The 25,733-nt window shown below is 47.8% G+C and carries 17 protein-coding genes; 3 read left to right on the plus strand and 14 right to left on the minus strand.

The features are described 5' to 3' along the window. Window positions 1-963 precede the first annotated feature (963 nt). The 5 genes from N7E73_RS18575 to N7E73_RS18595 form a co-directional block, all read right to left on the minus strand. Window positions 964-2,406 carry a DNA sulfur modification protein DndB gene (locus N7E73_RS18575; protein WP_432736438.1) on the minus strand — a complete coding sequence of 481 codons (1,443 nt, stop codon included), beginning with the start codon at window positions 2,404-2,406 and terminating at the stop codon, window positions 964-966. A 202-nt stretch (window positions 2,407-2,608) separates the two neighbouring features. Further along, window positions 2,609-3,163: an RNase H family protein gene (locus tag N7E73_RS18580; protein WP_432736440.1), complete on the minus strand. Its 555-nt coding sequence runs from the start codon at window positions 3,161-3,163 to the stop codon at window positions 2,609-2,611. Between the two features lie 333 nt (window positions 3,164-3,496). Continuing rightward, the gene (locus tag N7E73_RS18585) at window positions 3,497-3,706 is read right to left on the minus strand and encodes a helix-turn-helix transcriptional regulator (protein ID WP_432736441.1); all 210 of its coding nucleotides are present in this window, start codon (window positions 3,704-3,706) and stop codon (window positions 3,497-3,499) included. A gap of 314 nt (window positions 3,707-4,020) precedes the next feature. Next, window positions 4,021-4,569, minus strand: a complete 549-nt coding sequence (locus N7E73_RS18590) for a hypothetical protein (RefSeq protein WP_432736442.1) — start codon at window positions 4,567-4,569, stop codon at window positions 4,021-4,023. 113 nt (window positions 4,570-4,682) lie between these two features. Then, window positions 4,683-5,903, minus strand: coding sequence for a tyrosine-type recombinase/integrase (locus N7E73_RS18595; RefSeq protein WP_432736443.1), 1,221 nt, complete (start codon window positions 5,901-5,903; stop codon window positions 4,683-4,685). 393 nt (window positions 5,904-6,296) lie between these two features. On the opposite strand from N7E73_RS18595, the gene N7E73_RS18600 reads away from it, so the two are divergent. Continuing rightward, window positions 6,297-7,406: a tyrosine-type recombinase/integrase gene (locus N7E73_RS18600; protein ID WP_432736445.1), complete on the plus strand. Its 1,110-nt coding sequence runs from the start codon at window positions 6,297-6,299 to the stop codon at window positions 7,404-7,406. Here the strand turns inward: N7E73_RS18600 and N7E73_RS18605 are convergent. The 6 genes from N7E73_RS18605 to N7E73_RS18630 all read right to left on the minus strand — a co-directional run bounded on the left by N7E73_RS18605 (window position 7,387) and on the right by N7E73_RS18630 (window position 10,074). Continuing rightward, entirely contained in the window at window positions 7,387-7,731 is a 345-nt protein-coding gene (locus tag N7E73_RS18605; RefSeq protein ID WP_432736447.1) for a helix-turn-helix domain-containing protein, read from the minus strand. The two genes, N7E73_RS18600 and N7E73_RS18605, sit on opposite strands and share 20 nt — an antisense overlap. Then, window positions 7,731-8,261 (minus strand): hypothetical protein, encoded by a 531-nt coding sequence (locus tag N7E73_RS18610; protein WP_432736449.1) that lies wholly within the window; start codon window positions 8,259-8,261, stop codon window positions 7,731-7,733. Before N7E73_RS18610 ends, N7E73_RS18605 begins: the two co-directional genes overlap by 1 nt. Then, window positions 8,258-8,593 (minus strand): hypothetical protein, encoded by a 336-nt coding sequence (locus tag N7E73_RS18615; protein WP_432736451.1) that lies wholly within the window; start codon window positions 8,591-8,593, stop codon window positions 8,258-8,260. The genes N7E73_RS18610 and N7E73_RS18615 overlap by 4 nt, the downstream gene beginning before the upstream one ends. Beyond that, on the minus strand, window positions 8,583-9,329 hold the full coding sequence (locus N7E73_RS18620; RefSeq protein ID WP_432736452.1) for a ParA family protein: 747 nt from the start codon (window positions 9,327-9,329) through the stop codon (window positions 8,583-8,585). The genes N7E73_RS18615 and N7E73_RS18620 overlap by 11 nt, the downstream gene beginning before the upstream one ends. Before the next feature lie 141 nt (window positions 9,330-9,470). After that, window positions 9,471-9,803: a hypothetical protein gene (locus N7E73_RS18625; RefSeq protein WP_432736453.1), complete on the minus strand. Its 333-nt coding sequence runs from the start codon at window positions 9,801-9,803 to the stop codon at window positions 9,471-9,473. After that, on the minus strand, window positions 9,796-10,074 hold the full coding sequence (locus N7E73_RS18630) for a hypothetical protein (protein WP_432736455.1): 279 nt from the start codon (window positions 10,072-10,074) through the stop codon (window positions 9,796-9,798). The genes N7E73_RS18625 and N7E73_RS18630 overlap by 8 nt, the downstream gene beginning before the upstream one ends. Window positions 10,075-10,186: 112 nt before the next feature. On the opposite strand from N7E73_RS18630, the gene N7E73_RS18635 reads away from it, so the two are divergent. Continuing rightward, complete coding sequence (locus N7E73_RS18635) at window positions 10,187-10,594, plus strand: helix-turn-helix domain-containing protein (protein WP_432736456.1); 408 nt, start codon at window positions 10,187-10,189, stop codon at window positions 10,592-10,594. Between the two features lie 250 nt (window positions 10,595-10,844). Further along, complete coding sequence (locus tag N7E73_RS18640; RefSeq protein WP_432736457.1) at window positions 10,845-13,355, plus strand: TIR domain-containing protein; 2,511 nt, start codon at window positions 10,845-10,847, stop codon at window positions 13,353-13,355. Window positions 13,356-13,487: 132 nt separating this feature from the next. On the opposite strand, the gene N7E73_RS18645 is transcribed toward N7E73_RS18640, so the two are convergent. From N7E73_RS18645 to N7E73_RS18655, 3 genes are all read right to left on the minus strand, one after another. Continuing rightward, window positions 13,488-13,799 carry a HigA family addiction module antitoxin gene (locus tag N7E73_RS18645; RefSeq protein WP_432736458.1) on the minus strand — a complete coding sequence of 104 codons (312 nt, stop codon included), beginning with the start codon at window positions 13,797-13,799 and terminating at the stop codon, window positions 13,488-13,490. Window positions 13,800-13,874: 75 nt separating this feature from the next. Then, entirely contained in the window at window positions 13,875-14,765 is an 891-nt protein-coding gene (locus N7E73_RS18650; protein ID WP_432736460.1) for a hypothetical protein, read from the minus strand. A 161-nt stretch (window positions 14,766-14,926) separates the two neighbouring features. Next, window positions 14,927-25,732, minus strand: coding sequence for an LPD38 domain-containing protein (locus N7E73_RS18655; protein WP_432736461.1), 10,806 nt, complete (start codon window positions 25,730-25,732; stop codon window positions 14,927-14,929). Window position 25,733 lies beyond the last annotated feature (1 nt).

Consider the following 25,733-nt stretch of genomic DNA (forward strand, 5'->3'; position numbering starts at 1 on the left):
TATGTTTTTAAACCTTATACTGAACGTCAATTCAAGACATAATTGCACCGCATGAGATTATATTGACATAAACTGGAATTATATATGGACTTTACCCCCGGTTCATGTATACTTTGAATTTACAATTGTTCAATTTTTATTTTATTATAAATATATATGGTGCCAATTCATGAAAAAGGAGAAAAACCGACAAGCACACGAGACAATATATCTGTGCCTTAAATTACGCTGGCTGTCTAATTTATGGCATGTGCTCTTATGAAGTTGATCATTACGATCATCTTTATTGATATGCTCATGCCTAATTTTTGAATAACAATTAAAAAGAGGAATATTAAATGAGAAATCATAAAATAGATTGACATGAAAAAAAGAAATACGATCAAATCTTTATAGAGTGATTAGCTACTGAATTTCATTTTACACACATGCTCACAGTAGCTACAAAACAACAGTACGAACATACTGCATTTGCTCAAAATATAGCAGACAATATATACAAGCCCATGAAGAAGGAATTGAATTATAAATTCGGTGGGCTAATGTTTTTTTGAAATCAAGAACGACATGATAGATACAAGATCAATGAAAAGTATGATCATTGCCATATTCTGCTAAATTTCCCCTTCCCTACACTAGCCCGCTTTGAATATGACCTTAAGGGAGTATGCTCTGAGATTAATGCCCATACACATATTACAGACATATGAGATAAAAAAGGAATATGTGCGTATTTAACTGAGCAAAATCAAGACATTTTACATGGGTGAGGCCAGCTAGGAACATATCGTCAAAATGTTCTACGTGAACCCATGCGCACTTAACACTACAAGCACCTTTCGAGGTGCTTTTTTTATTCACAACACACAACTTACCATAATATATTATCCCCCCCACAGGAGACTGCCTTCACAAAGAAGACAGTCTCCGCTCTTATATTGTAGAGGCTATTCCCTCAACTTTCTACTTCGTTTTTTCACGAGAAGCCAATCCACACATATAGCGAATCATATCTCCAATAATTTTCATTTTGTCTTTGTCTTGCCCAGCAAAGTTCATGGTATTTGATGTTTGATTATAAACTCCCATATTTCTCTTTGTCCCATTTGAATCTTCAAGCAGGTATTCTCTAAGTCCCCCAAGGCCCTTTTCACTGATTTCTTCTTCGGATAAATCGTAATACCGCCAAACTGGATTCTCATGCGTAAAATCGATTTCTTCGATTTTAGAAAAGAGCAATTCTAATTGCTCCGCATCTTTATTTTGCCCGAAAGCACAATCGTAAGTGAGTTTAGCAAGTGATTTTAAAACAATCGGCTGGGCCGCGACTGTTTTATTACGAGCCTGCTCTTCGCCAAAATCTTTAATTTTTACTACACACTCCCAAAATCTGCGAGCCGTGACCCGCCTGCCTTCCAGCTGAGCTGGAGTGACAGCCCCATAGCCCACGTTGCCTGTGAAAATCAGACTGCTAACACGAATAGCATCATTCAATGCGACTTCGCCTGTGTCTTTACCCCAATCCTTAGGCATTTTGTCAGTGAGACGAATTCCTATTGCTTCTGACAGCAACACTTCCTTAGTAAACAGGACCACAGGATTTGAACTGTCAAACTTTGCCACAGTAGCCTTATCAACCGGCTTTGTATGAAGATTCATATCAGTAAACAACTGACGTTCCTGTGAAATGTTAAGCCCCAGATGAATTTCAATCTGCACATTACAAAGCCCAAATGCTGTGTCTGAACACTCCCTCCAGACTTCCATCATCTCATCAGAAACCGTTTTATTTTCCTTATACGGATAAAGGCTTTCATTTTTGAGAGGATACTGCCTACTCCTACAAATATTATCCAAGAAGTTAATAACATTCTGCATTGCCTGTCTTCGATGTTGCCCATCAATAACCCATAGACGATCTCTGCGGGCAAGCAGCAGTTTATATCCCACGATTTCATCGTTGAACTTAATGCTTTGTCCGCAAAGGTCCGACCCATCCGGCTTACAACTTCTAAGATTTACAACCAGAGGTTGTAAGCCCATATATGGTTGAACTCCTAATTTTTCCTGAGCTTGATGGAAAGCTTCGGGCACTTCCTTTCCGTCAGCAATATATTTTTTGACAACGGAATTAAGGATTCCTTTTAAAATGTAAGAGCTAAGACTCCATGCATGTGCTTTAGATATGTCTCGCTGTGCTCTTTCTTCCTCATTACAGTTAGCGACAGCAGACATGTCATAAAACTTGTCCATGGGCAGCGAGGCCGTTAAAGTTTTGTAGCCTAAATTGTACCCCACAAACACATTCAATGGAATTTCATTCCTGTTTCCCTGAGCCACTATTGACTCAAGACCGGTATTTACGTCAGAAGCCGCAGCCCCCTGAATTAAACTTAATTCTGTCATTATATTTACTCTCGATTTTTTTAATTTTTATAAGTGGGAGAAGATTCTCCCCCCAATTCATTGCTAGTGACGATAGTTTTCCAGCATAGCCCAGCACTGAATTTTGTACATGCCTGTGCTGGGAATCCTGGTCTTTAGCAGCAAGCCTTGTTCTAGATTTCACTCATTAACCCAAGTAGCGAGACTTAATTATTCATGGTGGTTATCGAGAGGAGTTTTCAATAGAGTTTTTACGATCCAAGGCTTTTGCATGTGCAACAGCCTTCGTTTCGGCCACAAGTTTTTTATCTGCTTTTAGCCATGTGATGCTGCGTTCTCTATTGGCGCGATACAATTCCTTCCAAATGTCGGCATTACGAATTGTTGTGACTGAATCCTTTTGCCAATTGTTCAGTTTCCACTTCTCAATCCAGCCTTTTCTGAAAGCATCTATTAGGTAGGAAGATTGACTATAAACGCATATCATACGTTCACGAGGGAAGAGATTAATTGCGCTCAAAGTGGCTGCCAGTTCTGCGGCTGGACCTCTTGGGCTAATTCCGATTTGAGAGTCTGTTGAGAAGTCACCATCAGCATAAATGCTTGCGGCACCTGCTGCGATAGTTTTTCCTGATTTCAGTTCTGCTGTTGAGTAAGAAACGGCGATGTGAACGAAGTCATCAAATACAAACCTGATCTCATTCTTTACATTTGGAATAAGGCCCTTTTGTTGGCCCTCATGGAAAGCATAAGTCATTTGTTTTATACTATTTTTCATTGTCTCTTCCTTAATAGAGTGTTCACATGCTTTGAAAGAGCGACTTCTGTTGACTTCCGCCAATACAAGCTTTTAATATAGTCCCTCAAAGCATGCGTCCCATAATGGGATTGTTGTTTTGGTTCGCGAGCCCTGCCTCAGGTTGTCCAATCTCTAAGGGCAGAGACTTACCTTTTTTCAGGTTGAAAGCGGTTATCCCTGTTTTGGCGAAGAGGGATAGCTGCTTTCGCCTGATCAGCATCAAGCAGTATGCTTTCTTAAAGGCTTTTGAAGCCAGAGAGAGCTTTGTATCCAGTGATGCCGAATTACTTTTCGTTCGGTGTCATGGACTCATTACGCCACCTCCTTTCCGAGTTCGTCTATAAGTGAACGGATGTGGTCCGCGCGCCATGCCGTGGTTTTTGGCCCAAGTTTGTATGGCTGAGGATATCGTCCGTCTTTGACTCCTTGCCACCAAGCAGACCTACTGATGGGTATGAATTGCAACACCTGCTCCAGCCGCAGAAAGCCAATTTCAGGAAAGGGGATAGGCGTGATATTCATAAGTGATCTCTCCTTGTTTTGTCCTTGGATGGACGTTTAAAAACATGAAGAGATTCTATGGGTTGGTACTGGATATGGCTATCTAGATGTTTTTTAGAAGACAAAAAAGATCTCGCCCCGGTGAAGTGGATTTTGTGATAAATCCTAAGATTTCAACGGGGCGAGAGTTGTTTTAGGATGAAGATTTTATGGTAATTTGTGGGAAAATATTACAATTGTCATAACGACTAAATTTGAGTTGTTCTTTTTTAGATTAGTCAGTTGTATTAAGATCTTATGGTACAAAAAAAATGACTAGTTCAATTTTTTAAACCCTATTTCTTCGGCCTTATTTTTATGGGTTTGTACTTACAGGCGGCTATGCTTTTTCTTAGTGCGCGGCGTAACGGTGTTTTTAATCCTGTGATAAATATTACTTGCTCATCAGTGAATCCCTTATTTTTTGTTTGTTTTAATGTTTCTTTAGTTGTGCCCCTGTCTACTAAGAAGCCTTTGGGGCTTTTTATTCCGGTGAATTCTTCAATTTCTTTATGTGTGCGTCCCATACCAATTTTGAGCCACGCAAAATAAAGTTTAAATGTCGCATCTATAACATCGGGCATTTTCTTGTTCCAGTCTTTGATAGTGGGGGATTTCAGCTTTTTACCTTTGAGCTGTTCATATAGCTCATCAATTTCGGCTTTGAGTAGGGCTATTTCTGCTTCATTTTTTTCTTTGTCTACTAAAAGGTAGTCAATTTCTTCTTTTAGGCTCAGCATAGAAAGGACCCGTGATGGATCAGGTCGTTCTATTTCTTCTAGCTCATCCAATTTCTGCATAAAATTATCTGTTATCGATTCGAGCCTTTTCTTTTCAGTAGTCATTTTCCACCTCTTAAATTTTGTTTTTTATCAGCAATTATACCACGATTTTTCTATAAATGAAGTCATAATTCAGGTGTGATATATTTCTTTTAGTTCTCAACAGACGCACATAGTTATGCTGTCTTATAAAGTGGGATAACCTTGCCCCCATCTCGCAAATTATCAAAGTCATCAGCAAGCCATTGCATCATCTTGCGGCGATTTTCGAGGTGCGTGGCATGGTTGTATGATGCCTTTACTCCGTTGCGCTCAACGTGCGCTAGCTGTCTTTCGATCACATCTCCTGCCCAACCCTGTTCGTAAAGCCTCGTGGCGCATGTCGCCCTGAAACCGTGGAAGCAAAGCTGCTCCTTTGTGTAGCCAGAACGGCGCAAGGCAACGTTAAAGGTATTTTCAGAAAGGATTTTAGCTGTGCTGAAAATACTTGGGAAAACATAATTTGAGGGATGATTCAGGGCTTTTACTTCGGTGAGGATGTCCATAACCTGCCTCGAAAGCGGTACGATGTGCGGTTCTTTCATTTTCATGCGCTCGGCTGGTATGCGCCATTCCTTGTTCTCGAAATCTACCTCGTCCCATTCCATGCCCCTCACCTCAATGGAGCGCGTGAAAGTATACAGGCCAACACGCAGGGCCTGTTTTACAATGTAGTGTCCAGTGTAGCCTTCAAGTGCGCGTACCAATCCGCCGATTTCTTTGGGGCTGTTCAGGTATGCTCTGTGCTTTTTGGTTTTGCTGAGAGGGGGAAGGGCTTTTTTAACCCTTTGAACTGGGTCGTATTCGATTTTGTCCAGAAACACGGCGTACCTGAACACTTGTGAACAGAGCGAGGATACCCGCCGAGCCGTTTCTATGGTGCCTTTTGATTCTATCCTGTGCAGCAGGGTCAGGATGTTCTGTGCTGAAATTTCAGCAATGGGCATTGAGCCGATGTATGGGAATACATGGTTTGTCAGCCGTCCTGAGTTGGTGCGGTAAGTCTTTTGGCTCCAATCAGGTTTATTGCGTTCAAGCCATTGCTCGGCAATACTTTTAAAGAGGTTTTCTCCTGACGATTGAATACGATTCTGCTTTTTATTTTCACTAGGATCAATACCCTTGGCTATCAGTGCCTTGGCTTCGGCATGCATCAGTCGTGCTTCTTTTAAGGATATGTCTGGGAACATTCCGTAGGTAAGGACTCTTTGTTTACCTGTGTCTGGTCTACGGAATCTGTATATGAATGATTTGCCGCCTGTTGGCTTAATCCGAACGTATAGTGCGTTACCATCATTCAGGTCATATGTTCTGCTTTTCGCAGGGGCTCTCTCTATCTTCTTAACGGTCAGTAGCATAGCCGTTCCTCCTAAATCTTAAATGTGTATACTGGCGGGTGCCTGACTGAGCAATATACACAGAAATATACACGGAGCAACGAGGATACGAGTAAATCCATATGGACACATATGGATACAAAAACAAAAAAAGCCCCTGAAATTCAGGGTCTTAATAAACAGTACTGGACTGTATAGTTTCATATATTGGCGGGCAATACAAGATTCGAACTTGTGACCTTCAGCTCCGGAGGCTGTTTCAACAGTTGTACCGACAAAGATACAAGCGTATATCTCTGCTATAAGCACCGATTTTGTTGACATTTTTAATTTATGCGTATTTATAATCAATACGCAACAGGGTAGCATTGGGGTAGCAAAATCCGATTTTGGGTAGCAATTGGGTAGCAGAGAATGAATAGAATAAGAACCAAGTTCACCGGCGTTTATCAGCGGCAGTCCAAGGACAAAAGATTCGACGGAAAACCTGATGTCTGCTTTGAAATAACATACAAAACCAAAGACCGCAAAAAGATATGGGAAACAATCGGATGGAAAAGCCAAGGCTTTACCGCCACCAGAGCCCACAACATTCGAACAGAACGCTTGAACAAGGTCAACACCGGCAAAATCGGTTCCGTCCAGAATATAACGTACAACCAGGCCTGGGCAATGTACCGGGACAAGCACCTTCCGGAAACAAGTAAATCCAAAACCAACGACATATCCAGACACGACAACCATATCGGCCCGACGATTGGACATATCGCACTGGAAAAGCTGTCTCCAGACGATCTTCAAGATCTCAAAAACGTCCTTGCTGACAGACTCAGTGCACAAACGGTCAAACACATTCTCGGACAGATCAGAAGAGTCATCAACAAATCCATCCAATGGGGACACTGGGACGGCATCAATCCCATAACAAGAATATCCATGCCCAGCGTGAGCAACAGAAGGACACGTTACCTTACTGCTGATGAAGCCAAGACGCTTTTGGACGCCCTCAAACAGAGAAGCTTCCAGACCTATGCCATTACCGCAATAAGTTTGCACACAGGTATGCGCTTCGGAGAGATAGCCGCTCTGAAATGGCCGGACATCAACATGGACGCCAGCACCATAACAGTTCTGGACGCCAAAACCGGCGACAGACACGCACTCATGACTGATACGGTCCGTGAAATTTTGGTGCAAATACCTCGAAAAAGTTTTGATGGACATATTTTTACAACTGTTAAAGGTGATCGTATTCAAGCCCCCAGTGCAACATTTGAACGTGTTGTGGCTGAACTAGGCTTCAACAATGGTGTAAATGACAGACGGCAAAAGTTTGTTTTCCATTCATTGCGACACACATATGCTTCATGGATGGCCACAAAAGGTGTTCCGCTTTACGTGATTGCCGAATTGCTCGGGCACAGCACCCAGGAAATGGCTAACCGCTATGCCCATCTCTGCCCCGACCAGAAGCGCGATGCCTCCAATCTTGTGCAGGAAATTTTCAATTCGGCTGGTCAGTAGTGCGAACCAGTCTAGCCTTGTAATATTCATCAAGGTCAGTCCGGCGGTACAAAACAGATGCGCCTCGTTTAATAAATCTTGGCCCGCGCCCTTCGACCCTCATCTTTCGCAATGTAGGCTCACTTTCGCCATAGAGTAGAGACACTTCCCGGGTATTAAGATTTTCCCTCCGCTTGATTCGTTCCATTTCAAACACAGGGAGCATTTCTGTGCGAAATGCCTTTTCCATGGCCTCCTTAAGTTCATCAGGAAATGCAGGAGAAAGACTGCCTGCATATCTTTCGCAGAGCTGACCCAGTTCTTTCTTGAAATCATCAAGTCCCATCACTCACTCCACACAACGCTGTGCAAGGCTTCACCCACTGAAGTACCCAGCAGCGGTTCGGTTTCACCAACAGGCCCCGTCTCATAGAGTTCATGCACCTTGTTGCCGGCAAGAACCCTGATCAGCTTGAGCATCGCCATTTCCATAAAACGCCAGGAGGCTTTGTTCCCCGGCCTCACCTTCATGATCAGCGCATCGCAGACCAGCATGTGGACTGCCAGCCAGAAGTGCATCCACTCTTCAGAACCGAATTCATTATCCGGAAACATCTCCTCGATGAGTTCCTTGATTCGATTAAATGAATCGTCCTTCGCCTTCACCGCCCTGTAACTGTCGAGCGGATCCAACTTTGCCAGAGCAGCCTTCCGATGCCGACCGATTGTCTCCAGAGCCGAATCAATCCGCCTGTCTGTCATGACCGGATTCGCGGTAAGCAGATCAATCCCCGAATCAATCATGGACAGCAGGACATGCAGCTGCCGGTTATCTATGGCCTGACGCATACGCCGTGCATTAATGTTCTTTGTCATTTTCCGTTTCGCTCCTTCAAAGCAGCTTCCAGACCGCTGCCGGCAGGATCGGCCAGACAGATCCGCAGGGCCGCCTCCACCAGCATGGACTTGCTTACTTTGCCAACTCGCTTCTTGAGCCTGACCACCGCCAGATCCGCCTCGTCATTCAGGTCCGCATCTATATAAGATGTAAGCTTGAACGGCTTTGCACACTCAGCTGCCCCACCGCCCTTCTCCTCTGCCGCTATGACGTCATGACGGCTTGACGCCTTGCCGTTTTCCGGCAGGGACTTCCCACGTCCGAACAAGGCCCCTTCAAAAGGATCCGGAGTTTCCTTCCTACCGGACATGGCCATCCACCAGATCAACCAGTTTTGCGTATGCCTCTGCCCCGGGACAGCCGGGCGCGTACTCAAATACCGTCTGGCCGTGCCCGAAGGATTCAGATAGCCGGACATTCTTCGGAATCACTTCTGTCACCAGCTCACCGAGATGCTTCTGGAGCAGCTCCAGAACTTCTGCACACTGCTTCTCGCGCCTATCCATGAATGTGGGAACCACATAGTTGATCGCTATATCGTCCCGGTAATGCTGAACCTCGCTAAGATGAACGCCGAATTCCTTCATCCCGTCCATGGACATGGTCGCCAGCGAGACCGGACACAGCAACTCGTCAGCGTAGAAGAACACGTTCACGTTCAGCGGATCCCAGCCCGGAGAGGTGTCCAGAATCACGTAATCCAGATCCATTTCCTCCAGCGGGCGCAGCAGCTCGGATATGACCATTTCCCTTTTCATGGAGCGGGTTGCTATCCATTCCTTCAGCGCGGCCAGCTCCGGACCTCCGGCAATAATCTGCAGGTTCTCCCGGGCCTGAACCAGACAGTCCTGCAGCGCAACACCGCGGATAAGGTCCGTCATGGTGCTCTTGTTGTTCAGCCCGAAGAACCGCTGCACCTGCCCCTGAGTATCGAGATCCACGAGCAGGACCTTGCGGCCGCGCATGGCCAGACCATGAGAAAGATTGACTGCGGTAGTTGTCTTGCCCACACCTCCCTTGGAGATGCAGACTGCTATCTTGCGCATGAAAACCTCCGTTCATTTTGCTTTATTCCTCGCCTGAAGGCAGGAATGCGCCCGCCTTCAAGCCAGAAAGAAAACTTATGAAATCTCCCCGAATAACCAGCTGTAATATCAGCACAACGCAATCAGCACTCAGCATTGAGATTACTCCTCATCCAGCATATCAACTATACTTGGGTGAGCTTTAAGTATCGGGAGTGCCAGACGCACCGAAGCACGCACGTACTTCGATTGCTGATTACCGGATATGCGCACGAGCTCATCCTTGAGTTCGGCGGTAAGGGCTACGGAAAGGGTTTCGTCCAGCGGAGCCCGCTTGCGACGACGGGAAAACGCAGGGAGCTTCAGAAAATCGGGAACAGCCCTGCTGTCCCGCCATGTCTGAAACCCGAGTACAAGCAGAATCACTAAAAGGCCGAGAATCAGGCCGGCTGCCGGACTGTCGAGGAAATTGAGGATGGAGTGGAAGTTATTCATCCTGCCCCCCGGTCTTGCGCCCAAGCTTCTTGGGGGAGGCTGGAAGGGGGATGAGTTCACGCGGAATTTTGTGGCCATCAATCTCGACATCCTTGAGTCTGTCGAAGACGGCACCGCTGACGTAATCACCCTTCAGGATCTGAGAGAAACGCTGAGAGGAGACATTCATCTTTTCGGCAAAGTCCTTTTTCTTGATTCCTTTGGACCGGAACCAGAAATCAAGGGCGAACCGTTTACTTTGCTCTGAATCAATAGTAAATGTTAACGACAACTTAGACCTCCTTAACGCGCTGAGGTTTGAGTTACTTATTTTATAAAACACACAAACATTTAAGTAAGAATTATCTAAATTTTTACTCCATAACAAGGAAAATTTGTAATCTATGGGCGATTTTGTAGAAAAAGATTTCGCAGCACGTCTTGAGCTTCTTATCGAATTAAAGGGGTGGAATAAGACTCAGTTGGCAAAAGCTGGTGAAATCACGGGCAAAACCATGTCCACATATTTCTCAGGAACAGCATTGCCCAACGCAAAAACCCTTGCAAACTGGGCTGCGACTACAGATGTAAATTTGAATTGGCTTTTGGCCGGAAAGGGCCCAATGCTATATTCACGGATCGAAGATCAGGAAGAAGACCCGATCATCCGCAGAATGCAGAAGGCGAAAGCCATGCTTGAAGAGCTAAGGGCTGACCCTGAAACGATTCAGAAAGCCATCCTGAATATCACTGCCGGAGACTCGGGAGAGGGAAATACCGAGTTTGGCCAGGATCAGAAGAGAGCAGGTTAACTGAGAGATCTTTTCCCGTTTGGTTCCGTGGTTTGTATGGGCCGGACGGGAAAATTTTTTGATGTTTTAAATAGAATGATGGATTGTAATATGAAAAACAATCACATATTACGTTCTAGCAACAAATGTATACACTCGCAGTCAATATCAAAATAAATCTTTATTCGCGGAGCGCTCTTAATATTATTGCATCTGTTTTCATACACCAATCTGATCAAACACAAATCAGATTAAAACCAGTGGAGTAAAAATGAAAGCTTTCTTGTCACATTCATCAACGGACAAACAAATCGTAGGTACTGTAGCAAAAGAACTAACAAAACTTTACTGCATATATGATACTAATGACTTTGAAAATGGAGTTTGCTTTATCCAAAGCATGGAAGAATCCATTGAAAAGACAAAAATATTTGTATTATTTGCAAGCAAAAAATCAATCGAGTCATTCTACGTTAGATTTGAAATAAATGAAGCGCGACGCAACACAATACTAAACAACATCAGCAAGACGCTTATTTTTATTATTGACTCAGATATTTCCTATAAAGATTTACCTGTTTGGATGCAGAGAGCAAAAATAGAAAGACAAAATTCAGGAAAAGCTATCGCTAGAATAATTAAACATGAGTTGATTAAGCAAAGAATTGCGCAAAGCGACACATCAGTACTAATAGATAGGATTTCTCAAAAAAACGAACTAAGCGACATGCTGACTCCATTTGATAGTGATAAAGAAATTAGTTTCGCAAATATATACGGTCTGCCTGGAATAGGACGTAAAACTTTCTTAAAGAATGAATGCTTGAGTCTTACAGAAATGAGCAGAGCTCTTTTTATCTCCATTGAGGATGGTGATGAGCTTCAAGATATAGCATTTAAAATTGCTGACACAATAGAGCCATACTCAACAATAGAAGGATTGAACAGTATTAAAAAAGAAATATACGCATCAACAGAAGAAGACATTCTAAAAAGGGTATCTCAGAATCTACTTGCGCTTAGAAAAAACAAAGAATTAGTGTGTCTTATCGATGCATATGGACTATTAACAGAAGAAGGATACTTAAGCCCTAGCGTTAACAAAATCATCAAACATATGACTCCAGAAAAAGATTTCAATTTATTTCTGGTTTCGACACGTAAATTATATCTTGACCCAAGCATTGCAATCGCAAATCTAAAAATAGAACAACTATCCGAAAAAGACACAAAAAGATTACTAGCAAAACTTGCAAAGAAAAAAGACCTATCTATTTCTCCATCTGCAATAAAAGAACTCGGAGATTACATTGGAGGCGTTCCGTTCGTAGCTAAAATGGCTATAGACCAAGCCAAAGAATACGGAGTGGATCTTTTATTGAAAGATAAGTATAATTTAATTACATTTAAAGCACAGTATTACAAAAATCACTTACTGAGAACAGACCTATCACACGATCAAAAGAAATTACTTAAAGCTTTAGCGACCTACAATCCGTTACCGCTGACAGTGCTGGCTGATATAGTCGGAGATGACAACATTGGCGATGCAATAATAGGCCTTATAGATTCAGCATTCATACGCATTGACGATAATTTTTATTACATCGCCGACCCAATTTCAGATGCAGTTCATAGATTCATAACACTGGAAAATCCTCTTGATCTAAATAAAATATTTGTCAGCTTGGATACGTATATATCCGAAAACAAAAAAGACGAGTCGAAATTAGCACTTAGCAGAGTTTTATATAGGCTACAGGAAAACGAGGAGGTGACTACAACCTCTAAAAATGCAATTAGTCTTACATCTGACTTAGTCAATCTAGTTGCACTTAGCTACCAGAATAGAGAGTTCAGGAAAGCTATTGAATATTCGCTTAAGGTATTTGAAATTAATAACAAAGTAGTTTCTACCCACGAATATTATATAAAAGCGTTAATCCAAGAAGAAAGGTGGGAGGATGCCAAAGTAGCAATTACGAAATTACAAACAATCGCGCCAACTAGAGATGTATTTTACTTACTTGGGTTTCTTGAACGAAAGCGAGGCAATCTACAAGATGCTATAAATCACTATGAGAATTCATTAGAGCACAAACGTAAAGGCGCAGCTATATACAGAGAATTAGCACTATGCCATTTCGGTCTTCATGACTTAGAAAAAGCTCAAATAAACATAAATTCAGCTCTGCAAAAAACTCCTGACAATAAATTTTGCCTCGATCTTGCAATAAAAATTGCCGCGCTTGCTGGCGAGCAGAAAAAAGCAGAGCAACTACTTAATGATTTAAAAATAGTAGATGATGAACCATTTTATCTACATCGTCTTTCTACTGTTAATGGAATATTTGGACTACATGATGATGCGTATAGACATGCACACGATGCTCTTACCAAAATAGCTCGGCCTTCATTTGGAATGATTATTAATTTAATTGACTGCTGTCTAAAACTAAACAAACTCCACGATGCTAATGAATTATTCAAGTACCTTGACGCAATATACCCTGCAATTAGATTCAACATCAGAACAACTCTTTTTTGCAAATATTTAAACAAACAAGGGAAATTTAAGGCATGCTTAAATCTTTTAGATAAAATAGACCTCACAGAAAGAAGATATACAGTTATTTTAGAAAAAGAAGCTCTAGAAGGGGAATTATCCACATCAGCACTTACAGACGACACTATAAAACAATACAAAGAGCGATTAAAAATTATTGACAATTCTCTAAACAATGAAAAAGACATTTCAACATTTTTACTCAAAAACTACTAACTTCATTTAGCCTTTATCCACCACCGCTTCTGGAGAGTCGTCAAACAGCAGGAAGAATGGACTGGATTACCATCCAAAAAGCCGGAACCGCCCAAGGCAGTTCCGGCTTTCATCATTCATAGCCCGTTTTATCTACACGCAGAAATGAAGCTCCTTACAGGTTCTTACTTCCCGCTCAATCCGTAATTCAAGCTTTTCATCCTTCGCAACTTCCAGATCATACCGCAACTGAAGGTTCAGCCAGAACTGGGGAGTTGTTTCGAAGAACTTTGCCAGCCTAAGGGCGGTATCAACTGTTATGGCCCGCTGGCCCTTCACAATCTGCCCTATGCGCTGCGCCGGGATGCAAAGAGCTGCAGCCAGCTTGTTGCGGCTTAACTCATACGGCTCCATAAATTCTTCCAGTAAAATCTCACCGGGATGAATGGGGCTGAAATCTGCCATGTTTTCCTCCCTAACTGTGATAGTCAGTCACTTCTACCTGATGAGCATGGAATCTAACAAGATCACATAACACTGTTAATTAAGATCTGTTTCATCAGAAATCGGTATTACGCTGTACCCAGCATCACGAATTATCCCCAACCGCTCTTTTACATGGTCTAAGTCATGCCGCTCGCTCTTCTCAAGCTTAGAAATAATTTCATTGATGGTCTTATTGTAACCGAATCTGGATTGAATGCTCGCAATCACAAAGGCTTCATTCTTTCTTGCTGCCAATATTTCATCTTGATTGTTTAAGTATGCATTTATACATGCACTGTACCACTGCGCAGCATTCGAAAAATCTTTTTTATCAAAAAAATGATTTCCAACTTCAAGAGCCAGATCTACTTTATGCTGAGCCTTTGATCTGGGATTTACTACAAAATCAATATAATATTCACGAGCAAGATTTTTTTCATTTTTAAAAGCCATTGCCTTAGTTATAAAGAGCTGAAAATCAGGGTCGCCCTTACCAGCATGATACATTGCCACTTTTGTTATAAAATCTAAACTATAATGGAAAGATACCTGCGAACTTGGATCATTTGCATACTTCCAGTACTCATTAAAATATGTATTATCACCAGATTCCAGAAGTGTTTCCATAGCTATTGCCCGCATACTAAGAGCATGATTTAGCTTCAGGCGAGTTTTACTGGCTATATCCTTATCAAGAAAATATTTGGCGGCTTCAGGATTACTCTTAATCACATACCAATCAAACTTGAAATCTCGATCCCCAGCCATATATTCAAGCTGCAGTTTGGCAAAAGTAGCCTTATCTTCTGGACTAACAGCATAAACACTGGGAGAAAAGTCGTTATTAATCTTAACCTGCTGCAAACTCTGCTTGGCTGCACATCCATATAACATTGCAACAAAACATATAAGTAATGCTAATTTCAAACTATTAAATAATCTCACTCTCATTTCTATCCTTCACGTTCATATAAAATTTTATTTTTAGGTGTTCTCAATGTTTAATTGTAAGATGGTTCCTGAGCCAGCTCCAACGGTTAACAATACCATATCATTGAGCAGTTGAAATATAACGACTATCATCACACGTCAAGAATACCAATTACCTAATCCCCCATCACCTTCCTAACAACCGCATTCCGCCTTTCCAGAAGCAAATCAATCCGCTCCCGCTTCTGGTCAGGCCTCAGAGTCCGTGACAAATGGACCTGCCTGATAGCCGTTTCAATCTGCCCTACAGCCTGCCGTAGCTGGTTAAGCCCCTGCCGCTTGGCCAGCAGCCTGCGGTTCTCCTCATCCGCCATTAACACCTTGGCCTTTTCCGGACTCCCGGCCCTGGCGTAGGCCATTACCGTGGCATACAGCTCGTCGGCCTCATGAACCATGTCGTACAGCTCGGTTAGATAGCGGCTGTGCCTTGCCGGCTTATCGCGGTAGAAACTTTTGATCAGCGGCATGTCGTCAAGCCGTCTTGACGGCATTTCCGGTGCATCAACCATTCTGCGGGTCACAATGTCCGACATGGACAGCACGTACACGCCCAGCGTTCCGAAATAGCCGTTAACCAGATGCTCGATACGCTTGGGGCTGGTCCCGGTTTTCTCGCCGATCAGCGCGGCCGTTTCGCTGGTGCGGTGATCGCGCTGCGCTTCCGGCCGGAGCCGCTGCAGCCTCATGGGCACAATGGAACGGCCGGTAAATAAAGACTTGTCCGCCCACTGCTCAATGACCGGGGAGAGAATCTGGGGCATGCCTACGTTGAAGGTCTGGGTGAGCATGAACAGGAGCCGTTCCGCAAACAGATCCCCATGGCCATCAATTGCGTACTCGGTCAGCCGTTCCGGCAGAGTCCCGAATATGGCCCCGATCTCGAAGGGTTTGGGCATCCTGAAATGCTGATCCCCGATGAATAAATGATAATAATTGTCCCGGTCCCAGTGCTCGAGCTCCTTGAACTCCTCTCTGTCCCGGTTGTTGAGGTAGAGCAGGACGGATGCCAGCGCGACCATTGCTCCCTTGGCAATGAAGCTCTGCGGATTCTCATAAGCCCCCCGTCCAAGACGGTGCAGGCCGGTCATACGCGCACCGAAGAACGGCACAGTCTCGCACAGAAACCGGACTGCAGGCCAATCGCCTCCCATGGAATAATCCATGATGTCCTTGGCCTCGTATGCGGCTTCCAGATGGGTTCCGCCCTTTGCCTTCACCCTTTCATACAGCCGCGCCCGGGTAGCGTTCTCGAATGAGCTGCCAAGGTCCTGCCAGCGGTCCCATCCGTATTTCATGAGCCGGGCAAGCTTCTTGGGAGTATCCAGGATTGAATCCTCGTCAATGCCGTGCTTCCTGATCAGCTTTTCCACCACCAGCTTGCCGGCCCCCGGATCATGGCCATAAGAATAACCGCCATGGAATGCCGCGCCTGCAGCCATCATCCTGACAGTGTCCTCATCCTTGCGCATGGTCTTGATCGCGCCCTTGAAGGACCCGACGAGCGGCTTGAAAGTCCCGGTCCGGTCAACACCCCAAGCATGCACGGTATCGCGCACAATGTTCCGGAGCATGAAGTCGGGTGTGGAAGTGACGCCGGCAGTCAGCAGCCGCTTGAAGAAACGCGCCGTCTTCATGGCCATGTTGTTCCAGCTCTGCAGATGCACGGAAGTCAAAGCCCGGAGCAGCAGCGGATCTCCGATATGGTAGTAAACCGGCTTGCCGTCCCGCAGGACGTGAACCACATCCTTGGCATCCGGCTTGACCATCCTGAACACGGTCTGCAGGGAATCGCGCTGTGCGGCGGAGAGCGGCCCTACGGCCTGATCATCACCAAGCACCTTGACCAGTGCGCTGCGCAGGGCCCCGCCCTTCAGCTTGAGTGCCTGCCACTTGAAATCCGCAGGAACGGCCACGCCCATTTTCTCGGCATTGGTTACAGCCAGCTCCATGGCGTTGTTTTTAACCGAGGCATCGATGAGGTGCGAAAAGTTGCGGATAATGTTCTCGAACGGATCTCCCAGATTGGCAGTACCGCCCTGCAGCCGACGGATTCCGGAATACTGGCTGGCAATGCCCTTCCTGGCCCTCGGAGCCTTAACCTCGGCAGTATCATCATTTATGCGGTAGAACGGAATGTATTCGTCATGTTCCCAGATCAGCCGGCCGGAACCGGACACAACCCCGGCCTTCTCGGCAAAATCGAGCACACTGGTCTTGAACTGAATGTACTTCTGACGCACGTCTTCATACTGTTCTTCGCGGCCCCTGTTCAGGTTGCAGAGCTCGTCTATTTCCTCAGCGGTAAACAGATTTTCGCGGCCCTCGCCAAGCAGCTTACGCGCACGCAGGCCGACCAGCCACGCTGTGTAGCGATCCAGCTCATGCGCCACCGGCTCGAAGATCTTTGCAAGGCCATCGCCTTCCACGTCCATGGCCCCCTCGCGCCAGATCGGAGCCCCGTGCTCGATGACAGCCGCAATCTGATCCGCGTGAGAGGTGGACATTCTTGCGGCCACATAAGCGGACTCCTCGACACTCTTGATACCCGCGTCCTTGTCGAGCTTCTTGAGCGAGGCGAAACGGTCGAACATGCCCTGATTGAATTCAGTACGCATGAATTCACGTATGCGGCTGAATCTCTCGGAAAGAGCAGTCCTCGTTTCTCCTGCAGGGCCGATCTTGGACATGGCCGACTTCAGATCCGGATTTGACCTTGAATAGGAAGGAGCTGTTTCACCAGACTTGTAATCCGCTACGCTTTCGCCCTGCACGGTCCAGAACACGGCATCAGAAACGATCCGGCTTATCTCCGCACGGGTCAGCGAACCGGGCAGGCGGACGCGGATCCGCGCCAGCCAGTTCAGAACGGCATCAACAACCTTGCGCCAGATGTTTTTCTCTCTGGGAGTCAGGATCTCATCAAGGCGCACCTTCTCGGCCAGCCTGGCGAGATATTCATGGGCAGCCAGATCCCGGTGTTCCTGTTCGGAAAGATCCAGCCCGTAATCCGCGACAACGTCCCTGTACCCGGCCTCCCTCTGTGCAGAACGGTAAACCTTGCGCAGAAGGGAAGCGTAATCCCTGTCACCCATCAGACCGCGCAGGCCGTGGTGCGCTCCCTGCTCATGCAGCCAGAGTTCAACAGCACGTTTGCGCGAAGCGATATTCTCGGCCACCAGCCAGACCTTTCCGGTCTGCGGATCATTGCACGCCTCGCAATAGCCACCGCCCTGAGCCTTGAAAGCTTTGCGGATATGTTCCGGAAGATCCTCGAACACGGCAACAACTTCAAGCGGGAGCGCATTCTCGGCCCGGGCCTGCAGGTCCTGCACGGCCCCGCGCACGCTCCTTGTGGATGTCCGGTTACGTGGATTGGATGTTTTGGAGAAGTGGATACCGTCATCGCGCTTTGACGTTTTGACGTCATGACGGCTTGACGCTTTGGCGTTCTGCTGTCTGGAATATTCGGCAAGAGTTCCCACCAGTGCTTCGCGCACCTTCTGGATATCCCGGAAGTATCGACTGCTGTTTTCTTCTTTTTTAAAGACGCCCAACACGCGATCGAGGATCTTCCTGATTCTGTCCGCTACACGCTGAAACAGGCCGGGCTCTTCTCTGGCAAGCTCTTTCCAGAAAGCTGGGTCCATGAACTGCTCACCGGTAAAATCGGCAAGAAGCTCTTCATAGGACTGATCCGGAGTCATCCCTTTCTCGCCTGCCGCTTTTACCCGGGCATTCATTTCGTCATGGTATTCCGACCATGAACCGCCCTTACGCTGAAGCTGTGCAGTCAGGAAAAACTTTCGATAAAGGGCCGGGGCATCCTTCCTTAGATTGTGCAGGATCTCATGGCCGAGAATAAGTAAATGAGGGGTGTTGGCATCAGGACGGAAAAAGATTGTGTCACTCCACCGTGGAGCATAGCCGTCACCATGGAGTATGCTTTCATCAGAAGCAACGTAGGCAATGTCTTTTCCAAATACGGCAGCTATTCTTGAGAGCTGTCCGGGCAGGCCTTCAGGAATTCTTCGCGGAGTCTCTGAGTCTCTTCCATGCCCATCAAATTCTCCGGATTGAACTGCCGCTGCTTCACCTGACAGGCTTCGACTGCTTCCCGCCTCTCTCTGGCGGACCGGGCTTCCCGTTCTCTCTCTTCCACTTCCCAATCCAGATGAACCAGCATCGGACGATCTCCCGGCTTCCAGTTCGGTCCCAGACACACCTTCGCCCCCGAAGGATTCAACAATCGGGTCGACTTCGTAGATGCATCCCTCGGGAAAGGTTCTTCTGAGCTGTTTTTCAAGTCCTTTCTGAAGGCGGTCTGTTCTTTTTGTTCTTCGAGGATTTTCATAAGTTCTCCGGTCAACTGGTTCCACACTCATACCACCGAGCGAGGCCGGAAGTCTATCCAGTTGTTCGGCAATAGTCTGCAGAGGGCTTTCATCCTGATAGAAAGCCCAGCCCTTTTCAGTGCGGTTCCAGCGTGCGCCGGCTTCCTTCAGGGCCTCCTTGCTTGTGTATGTATCGCCGGTGACGATCCAGAACTCGCCCTTGGAATTGGAAACCTTATTGAGTTCGAGGCCGGCTTCTTTCAAAAGGGCCTCGTGATCCACAGTTTTTTCAATCCTGTCCGGAACGCCTACACTTTCAATATGCTCGAATAATTCTTCAACCGTGTCAGCGTCGAAGTCAGTGCGAGACCTGGACTGAACGCCATCAACTCCCTTGCCGAGCTTATCAATAACCACAATTCTGGTTTTGACCTTAGTGCCGGCACGACCGAAAGTCGCCGCAGGCAGACCGAACTCGGCAACCTTATGGGCCTGTTCCGCTTCTTTGGATTCGTACCAATTATCAAACTTGCGGTCAGCGGCCGGACCTTCCGGAAGAATGCAGACAACCCTGCCCCCTTCACGCAGATGATTGAAGGCCTTGGCCAGATGATCGACCGCGGTTTTCCCTCCGGATCCGAAAGGAGGGTTCATGGCAATGCCGTCATATTTGTTGACCGGCGAGAGATTTTCAAATCGGTCATTGATCTTGCGGCCGTCACAGATGACCGACATTTTAGAAAACAGCTCGTCAGAGGGCTCGACGGTGGTAATTTCAGCAGAGTCGGGGAAATAACGGGCAATGGCCCCATGCCCTGCGGAAGGTTCGAGAACGGATTCCCCGGGCCGGAGTCCAAGCCACTCGACCATCTTGAAGCCCAGAGGCTCAGGCGTGGCAAAGTAGTCAGTGCCTTCCCGGGCCTTGTTGCGCGAGGTTCTTTTCTGCTGGGAATAGTAATGCGATTTTGCCTGCTCAAAAGGAGAAGCCTTCTCCACAAAGGAATCAGCTTCCTTGCCCCCGCGTCCCTGCTCAAGGCTGGGGGCACTTGAGGTGGAATCGAGATAGCCATCCCTGAAAGCGGTACGCAGATCCCGGGCAAGGTTGCCCATGGCCAGGTTCTCAGCCGCGCCGGCTCGTTCCGATATTTTCTGACCGAAAGCGCGGGACTCAAAGGAAAGACCGGTTTTCAGGTACTCGATAACGGCATCGGACTTCAGGCCCAGCCGGTAGATCCGCCCTTCGGTCTGTATGGCGTCCGTGGGCTTTGTCGGCAAATACAGGGACACAAGAGCCCGCTGCTTCTCCCCCATTTTATCATGCAGGGAAATGCCTTCCTTGCCCGCATCCTTCTGCACGACAATGACATCAATACCGCTGGAATCATCATTGAACGCATTGACGGCATCGACCCGTTCCTTTTTGGATTCCATCCCGGAAAAGAAGACCGCCCGCCCTTTGAAATGCCTTTGCATCTCATCACGGACATTCTGCAGGGCCCGGATGTCCATCCTGACGTAGACCGGATTTTCTGCCGCCCACCGCCGGAACTGATCCATGGCCTTGCTGTCTCCACTGCAAACCTTGGCAAAGCGGGCACTGTCGAACGGATGTCCGGGCATGCCCTTGTTCCTGGAATGAAAAACCACCACCTTGCGGCCGAGATCAAGGTGCGCCTGAACGCGATCAACAGCACTGCGGGCCTTCAGGGCCTCGAGCAGGCTGGTGGTGTAATGGTAGTCAAAAGCCTTGTGAACCACTGTGGAGAGGTCGGGGTATCTGTCCCTGTCCCACATGGATTCAATCCCGGCCTGAATCTTTTCTCCCAGATCTGCCGGAACATCTACGAACTGGCGGGAATAATCCTGTTCAAGCTTCAGGCTGCGACCGGAAAGGGCTCCCTTCTTTTTCAGCCATTCGTTGAACTCCCTTTCCATAAGGGCAGAATCAACTCCGGACTCCGGAACTGTCAGCCTGTTGTAGCGCATCCGGTAGCCGAACTTGCTCATCATGAACTGATCCCAGTTGGAGCCGGTGTTGTAGGATCTGAAGCCGTCAGCGTCTTTTCCGGTTCCGCTGTCAAAAAGGAATCCGTCAGCATAACGGACGGTCTTGTCGTATGCGAACGGAGAGGCGGAAAGGAAAACAACGTTTGTTTCCATAATACGCCCGGCCTTGTCCCTGATCCGCTGCATCAAGGATTCCGGGATGTACTTGTCGGCGATGATCCAGGGAGCTTCAGCGTTCTTATCGGTAAGCACAAAATCCTTATGCTTCTTCGCTTCCTTCAGGATCTCATCCTGATAGGCCCGCTTCGCGCTGTTGATCAGGTCGAACGGGCCGGCCAGACGGTTCATCATCTGCCAGGCATGGGTTTCGCTGCCCTGGGCGTTTTCACAGATCTTGTGAGATTCATCAAAGACAAGCAGGTCAAAATCGCGACTTGAAAGGGCTTCGTTCTGCCCGAAGTTGGCGTAAGTTGTGACGATGATGCCTTTGCCGGCGTCACTGATTCCTTCAAGCTGGGTGATGTCGAGATGCAGATTACGGCCGTCCTCGCTCCAGTCTCGGGCCTTCTTGTCCGTGGGAACAACAATGGCGATCTCGGTCTTGCCCTGCCGGACAAAACGTTTGATAACCCCGAGGCCGGTATAAGTCTTTCCGGTCCCTGTTCCGTTGGTAAAAAGGATTCCACGGCTGGTATCGTCTTCAGTATTGACGAAACGCTGTTCAGCCTTGAGAACATCTTCCTGCTGTTCAGGAAACAGGACAGGAAGTGTTTTGCGGATATTTTCAAGATCTCCGGGCCTGGCCGGAATGGAAGAGTCCGCCTCCTTCTGGAGACGGACTTTGTCTGCTAACGAAAGTAATCTATCTTGAGATGCTTCTCGATTGCTTCCGACCAGATCTCCGGAAGACCTGTCGGATCGTGCGGATAAAGATCCCGAAGTTCTTTCTGCTGCTCCGGAGTCAGCCAGTTCTCCAGAGTCATCAGCTCCACTGCTTCGTCCAGATTCAGAACTTCCGGAAGTGCGTTGCGCAGTTCCATCCGCCCTGTCTGTTCCAGATACGCCGTTATTGCTTCCCGTTCCACCAGAAGCGGGACTACCTGAATGTAGGAGGTTATCGCCTTGCTCGAATACCCCTGCCTGTCCAGATTGTTCTCCACGTCCTGTATCACCAGATCCACGACTTCCGGATCTGCCGGAAACAGGCAATTCGCCCACTTGGTCAGCAGTTCCTGACTCTGGGCTATCTGATTCCAAATTGCTTGAGGCACCTGATACATATCTCGAATACTCCTTGCTTCCTTTTATACTTTCAATAAAAGCATTGTCAAAACTTTCCTCTGATCCTGGTATGGACAACCCGGGAAGGAGTCCTTGACCTGGTGAAGACAGACCGGCAAGCTTTGCGTACTCCTCACAAGCTGCCTTAAACTTTATAGCATTGATCCCTTCTCCGACCTTCGCCCCGAAAGCCTCGGCAAGAACCCGCGTCTTTTTATCATTGAGCCCCGCAACAGTCTCAACCAGTTGTCCCTGATTGAGAAACTGTCGAACAGGAATTGATTCACTTCTGGCTTTGCCGACAATACGAAGTGCATCACGGACAGGTGTATTCAGACTCCACTCCGGTCCTCTGTTGTTCACCTGGAGCAATGCCGGCAGAGCCTTGTCCAACTTGGCCACAGCGAAAGGCGGAGCCATATCGAGAACGTCATAACTATCTACAATCAACCCACGCAGAATAGACTCGACAAAATTCTTCCCGTCACTGTTGAGTAATCCATTTTCCTTGTTGGTAAATTTGGCTAACTGAGTTTCCTCTAGAACACCGTCAGACTTCAGAGAAGACAGAAAATTAGCTGATCGAGCTGAATCCAGAAATTGTCTCAAGGTGTCATAAGATTCCAATTCCTTTGCCAGCAGAGCACTTGAATCCGCCGACAACATCCGCCCTCTGGAAACAGCCTCGGCTTTGGGATCAAGACCCTGTGTAAAGTCCTGATTGTAGATTCTGGAAGCCCTGGAGAGATCCTTGACCTCATCCTGCAGAACCCGGACAAGAACCGGCTTTTTCATGTCCGCCAGATCCTCCGGATCAAGGCCGAACTGTCTGGCCTTTCGCCGCAACACGTTCCGATACCGCTGCGCTTCATCCGCATGATCTTCATAAGCAAGAGCCAGCGACATAATCCGTGAATTTCCTCCGAGTGTAATTCCTTCGGCAGTGACTACCGGGGGCCCGCTCATGGCAGTAGGATTGTCGTTGACGAAATGCTGGGGCTTGAGCGGAGAGGCATGCCGCTTAACCTTCTGCTGTTCACCTGAATCAGAATGGTAAGGGCGTTCCTGTGCTTCCTGAGGATATGATGGATGTCTGATGAAATTCTTCAATACATCATGGGAAGGCACTACATTTTCCAACTCCATGAATTCATAACGGACCCTGTCCTGGCCATCAGTGTGTTCAAGAGTGGTTTCTTTGCCCCGGACTTTCTCCAGAGATTTATCAAAAATCCCTTCTTGTTCCAGCTCACGCACGGCCACATCAAACAGATCCACCGACGGTTCGACCTGACGGTTTGACGGCGTACCGTCAAAACGCTCTGACGGCATGACGCTTTCAGACGCAATATCCGCTCCGGATTCCGCAACGGGTTCAGGTCCTGCCAAGGGCGCGGACTCATCCGGCACCGGGGCAGTCTCAAGTTCGCCCACAGCCCGGCCGCTTTCCTCCTCCGTCTCTTTGACTGCCATCTGCCAGGCCAGTTCAAGATTCCGGTCCCATTGCCGGTTGAACTCGGACGTTTCGTCTGCAGACTGATCAGAATCAGGATGAGCCTGAACTTCCGGATCTGTCTGGCGAAACAGATCAGGGCCAGCAAACGGGACCTGGTCTACCGGCTGCGCAACAACTGCCTCTGCGGGCCTGGGAGCAGGTCTGCGTAATCCTTCGCGCATCTTCCAGAGCTGATCAAGATCCGCTTCAGCAGGTGTACCTGCCACCACTTCAGGCACTGCCATGCCGAACATGCCGGAGGCCTCACGAAACCTGTTTTCACGATACTGATCCCCGAAACCGGGCATTCCACCCTCAAATGCGGGTGTGACTTTCGGCGCACGGTTAAGCAGCAGATCGACCGGCTCAAATGGAGTAGAGACTCGCGGCTGCTGAGAAGGTGACAAGGAAGCAGCCCCGTCAAACGGTGCAGGGTTCCAGCCGTCCCGCATGGCCATTTCGCGTTCTATACGTTCCTCAAGCCGCGGCTCCGGCCTGAACCTGTAACGTTCCTGAATATCCGCCTTGAGATCGGACAGCCCTGCAGGTCTTTCAAACTGTGAATCAATGAATCCCTGCATCCCGAAACCGGGATGATCTGTTTCCCTCCCGGCCTCCTGCTCCTGCCTGGCGTAGAACTCGCGCATTTTCACCAGAGGGGAACGTACATCTACTGGATCACGTACCGGATCATTCTGACGGTTTGACGTCATACCGCCATGACGCTCTGACGTCTCGGCGTCCTTGCTCATTTCCAGAAGATCCACGGCCTGGCCGTCTTTCATCTGCCGGACCTGTTCAATTACCCGCTGGTCGGAAACCTCCTTCTCGCCGGACAGCCCAGCAGGACCGGACATAACCGAACCGCCCACACCGGTCAGGGCTGCAGGACCGATTACGTTAACACCTTCTCGTGCTGCTTCCTTGACCCGCTTCCATACTCCGGGCTTCATTTCCCCGGTTTCAATGTAGTGGGCGAGATCCTTGGAAAGGGATTCGGCCGGTTCTTCCGCCCATTCGCTCAATCCTTCCACAACACCGGAACCGATATGTTTGGTTGTCTTGGCTGCGATTCCCTGACCGACCTTGGAAAACATCTGACCAAAGGAAAGCGCATTCAGGCCGGCACTGGCCAGAGCCATGAACTCCCCGGCCCGGGCAGCTTCCTTTTCCGTACCTCCGGCATCGAGGACTTCACGGTATGTGCTTGTTCCTTCCAGTGCTCCGCCCCCGGCTCCCGCGCCCAGGGCCTGACCTATACGGGCAGCACGTTCAAGGACCTTTGGAGTCAGCTGTATGGCCATGCCACCCACTTGCACTATTTTACCCACAGCCACCCCGGGAAGCATGGCAGCCCCCAGAGAAGGGGCCATATTGCCGATCTGGTAGGTCCACCAATCGCCACGGGCAAGCAGCCCAGGGTTATCCATGACATTGCCCTGCAAATCCGCAGGTAGAGCATAAGATTCACGCAAGGGCCTGTAATAATCGGCAATGGCCTTGCCTGCATCGGAAACAGAATTGCTGTCTACCCGGTTACCAAGCCACTGCAGTCCGGCACCGAAAGACTCACCCAACCCGGAAGATCCAGAAGCAAGTCCGCGGTACATGCCCACGGTTGAATCTACAGCGGAATCCAGCAAAGCCATGCCGAACCCTTTGGGTTCAGGTGCAGCCGTATCAGTCGGCACTATCGGCCCGGACGATAAAACCGGATTCCCCTGAGAAGGAGAACCCGGTACGTTCTGAATTCTGTTTTCCTCTTCCAGTTCCCTGACAGCCTGATCAAACAGAGCATTCATATCCATA

Origin of the sequence: Maridesulfovibrio sp. FT414, assembly GCF_050916235.1 — a bacterium.
Taxonomy (GTDB): Bacteria; Desulfobacterota; Desulfovibrionia; order Desulfovibrionales; family Desulfovibrionaceae; genus Maridesulfovibrio.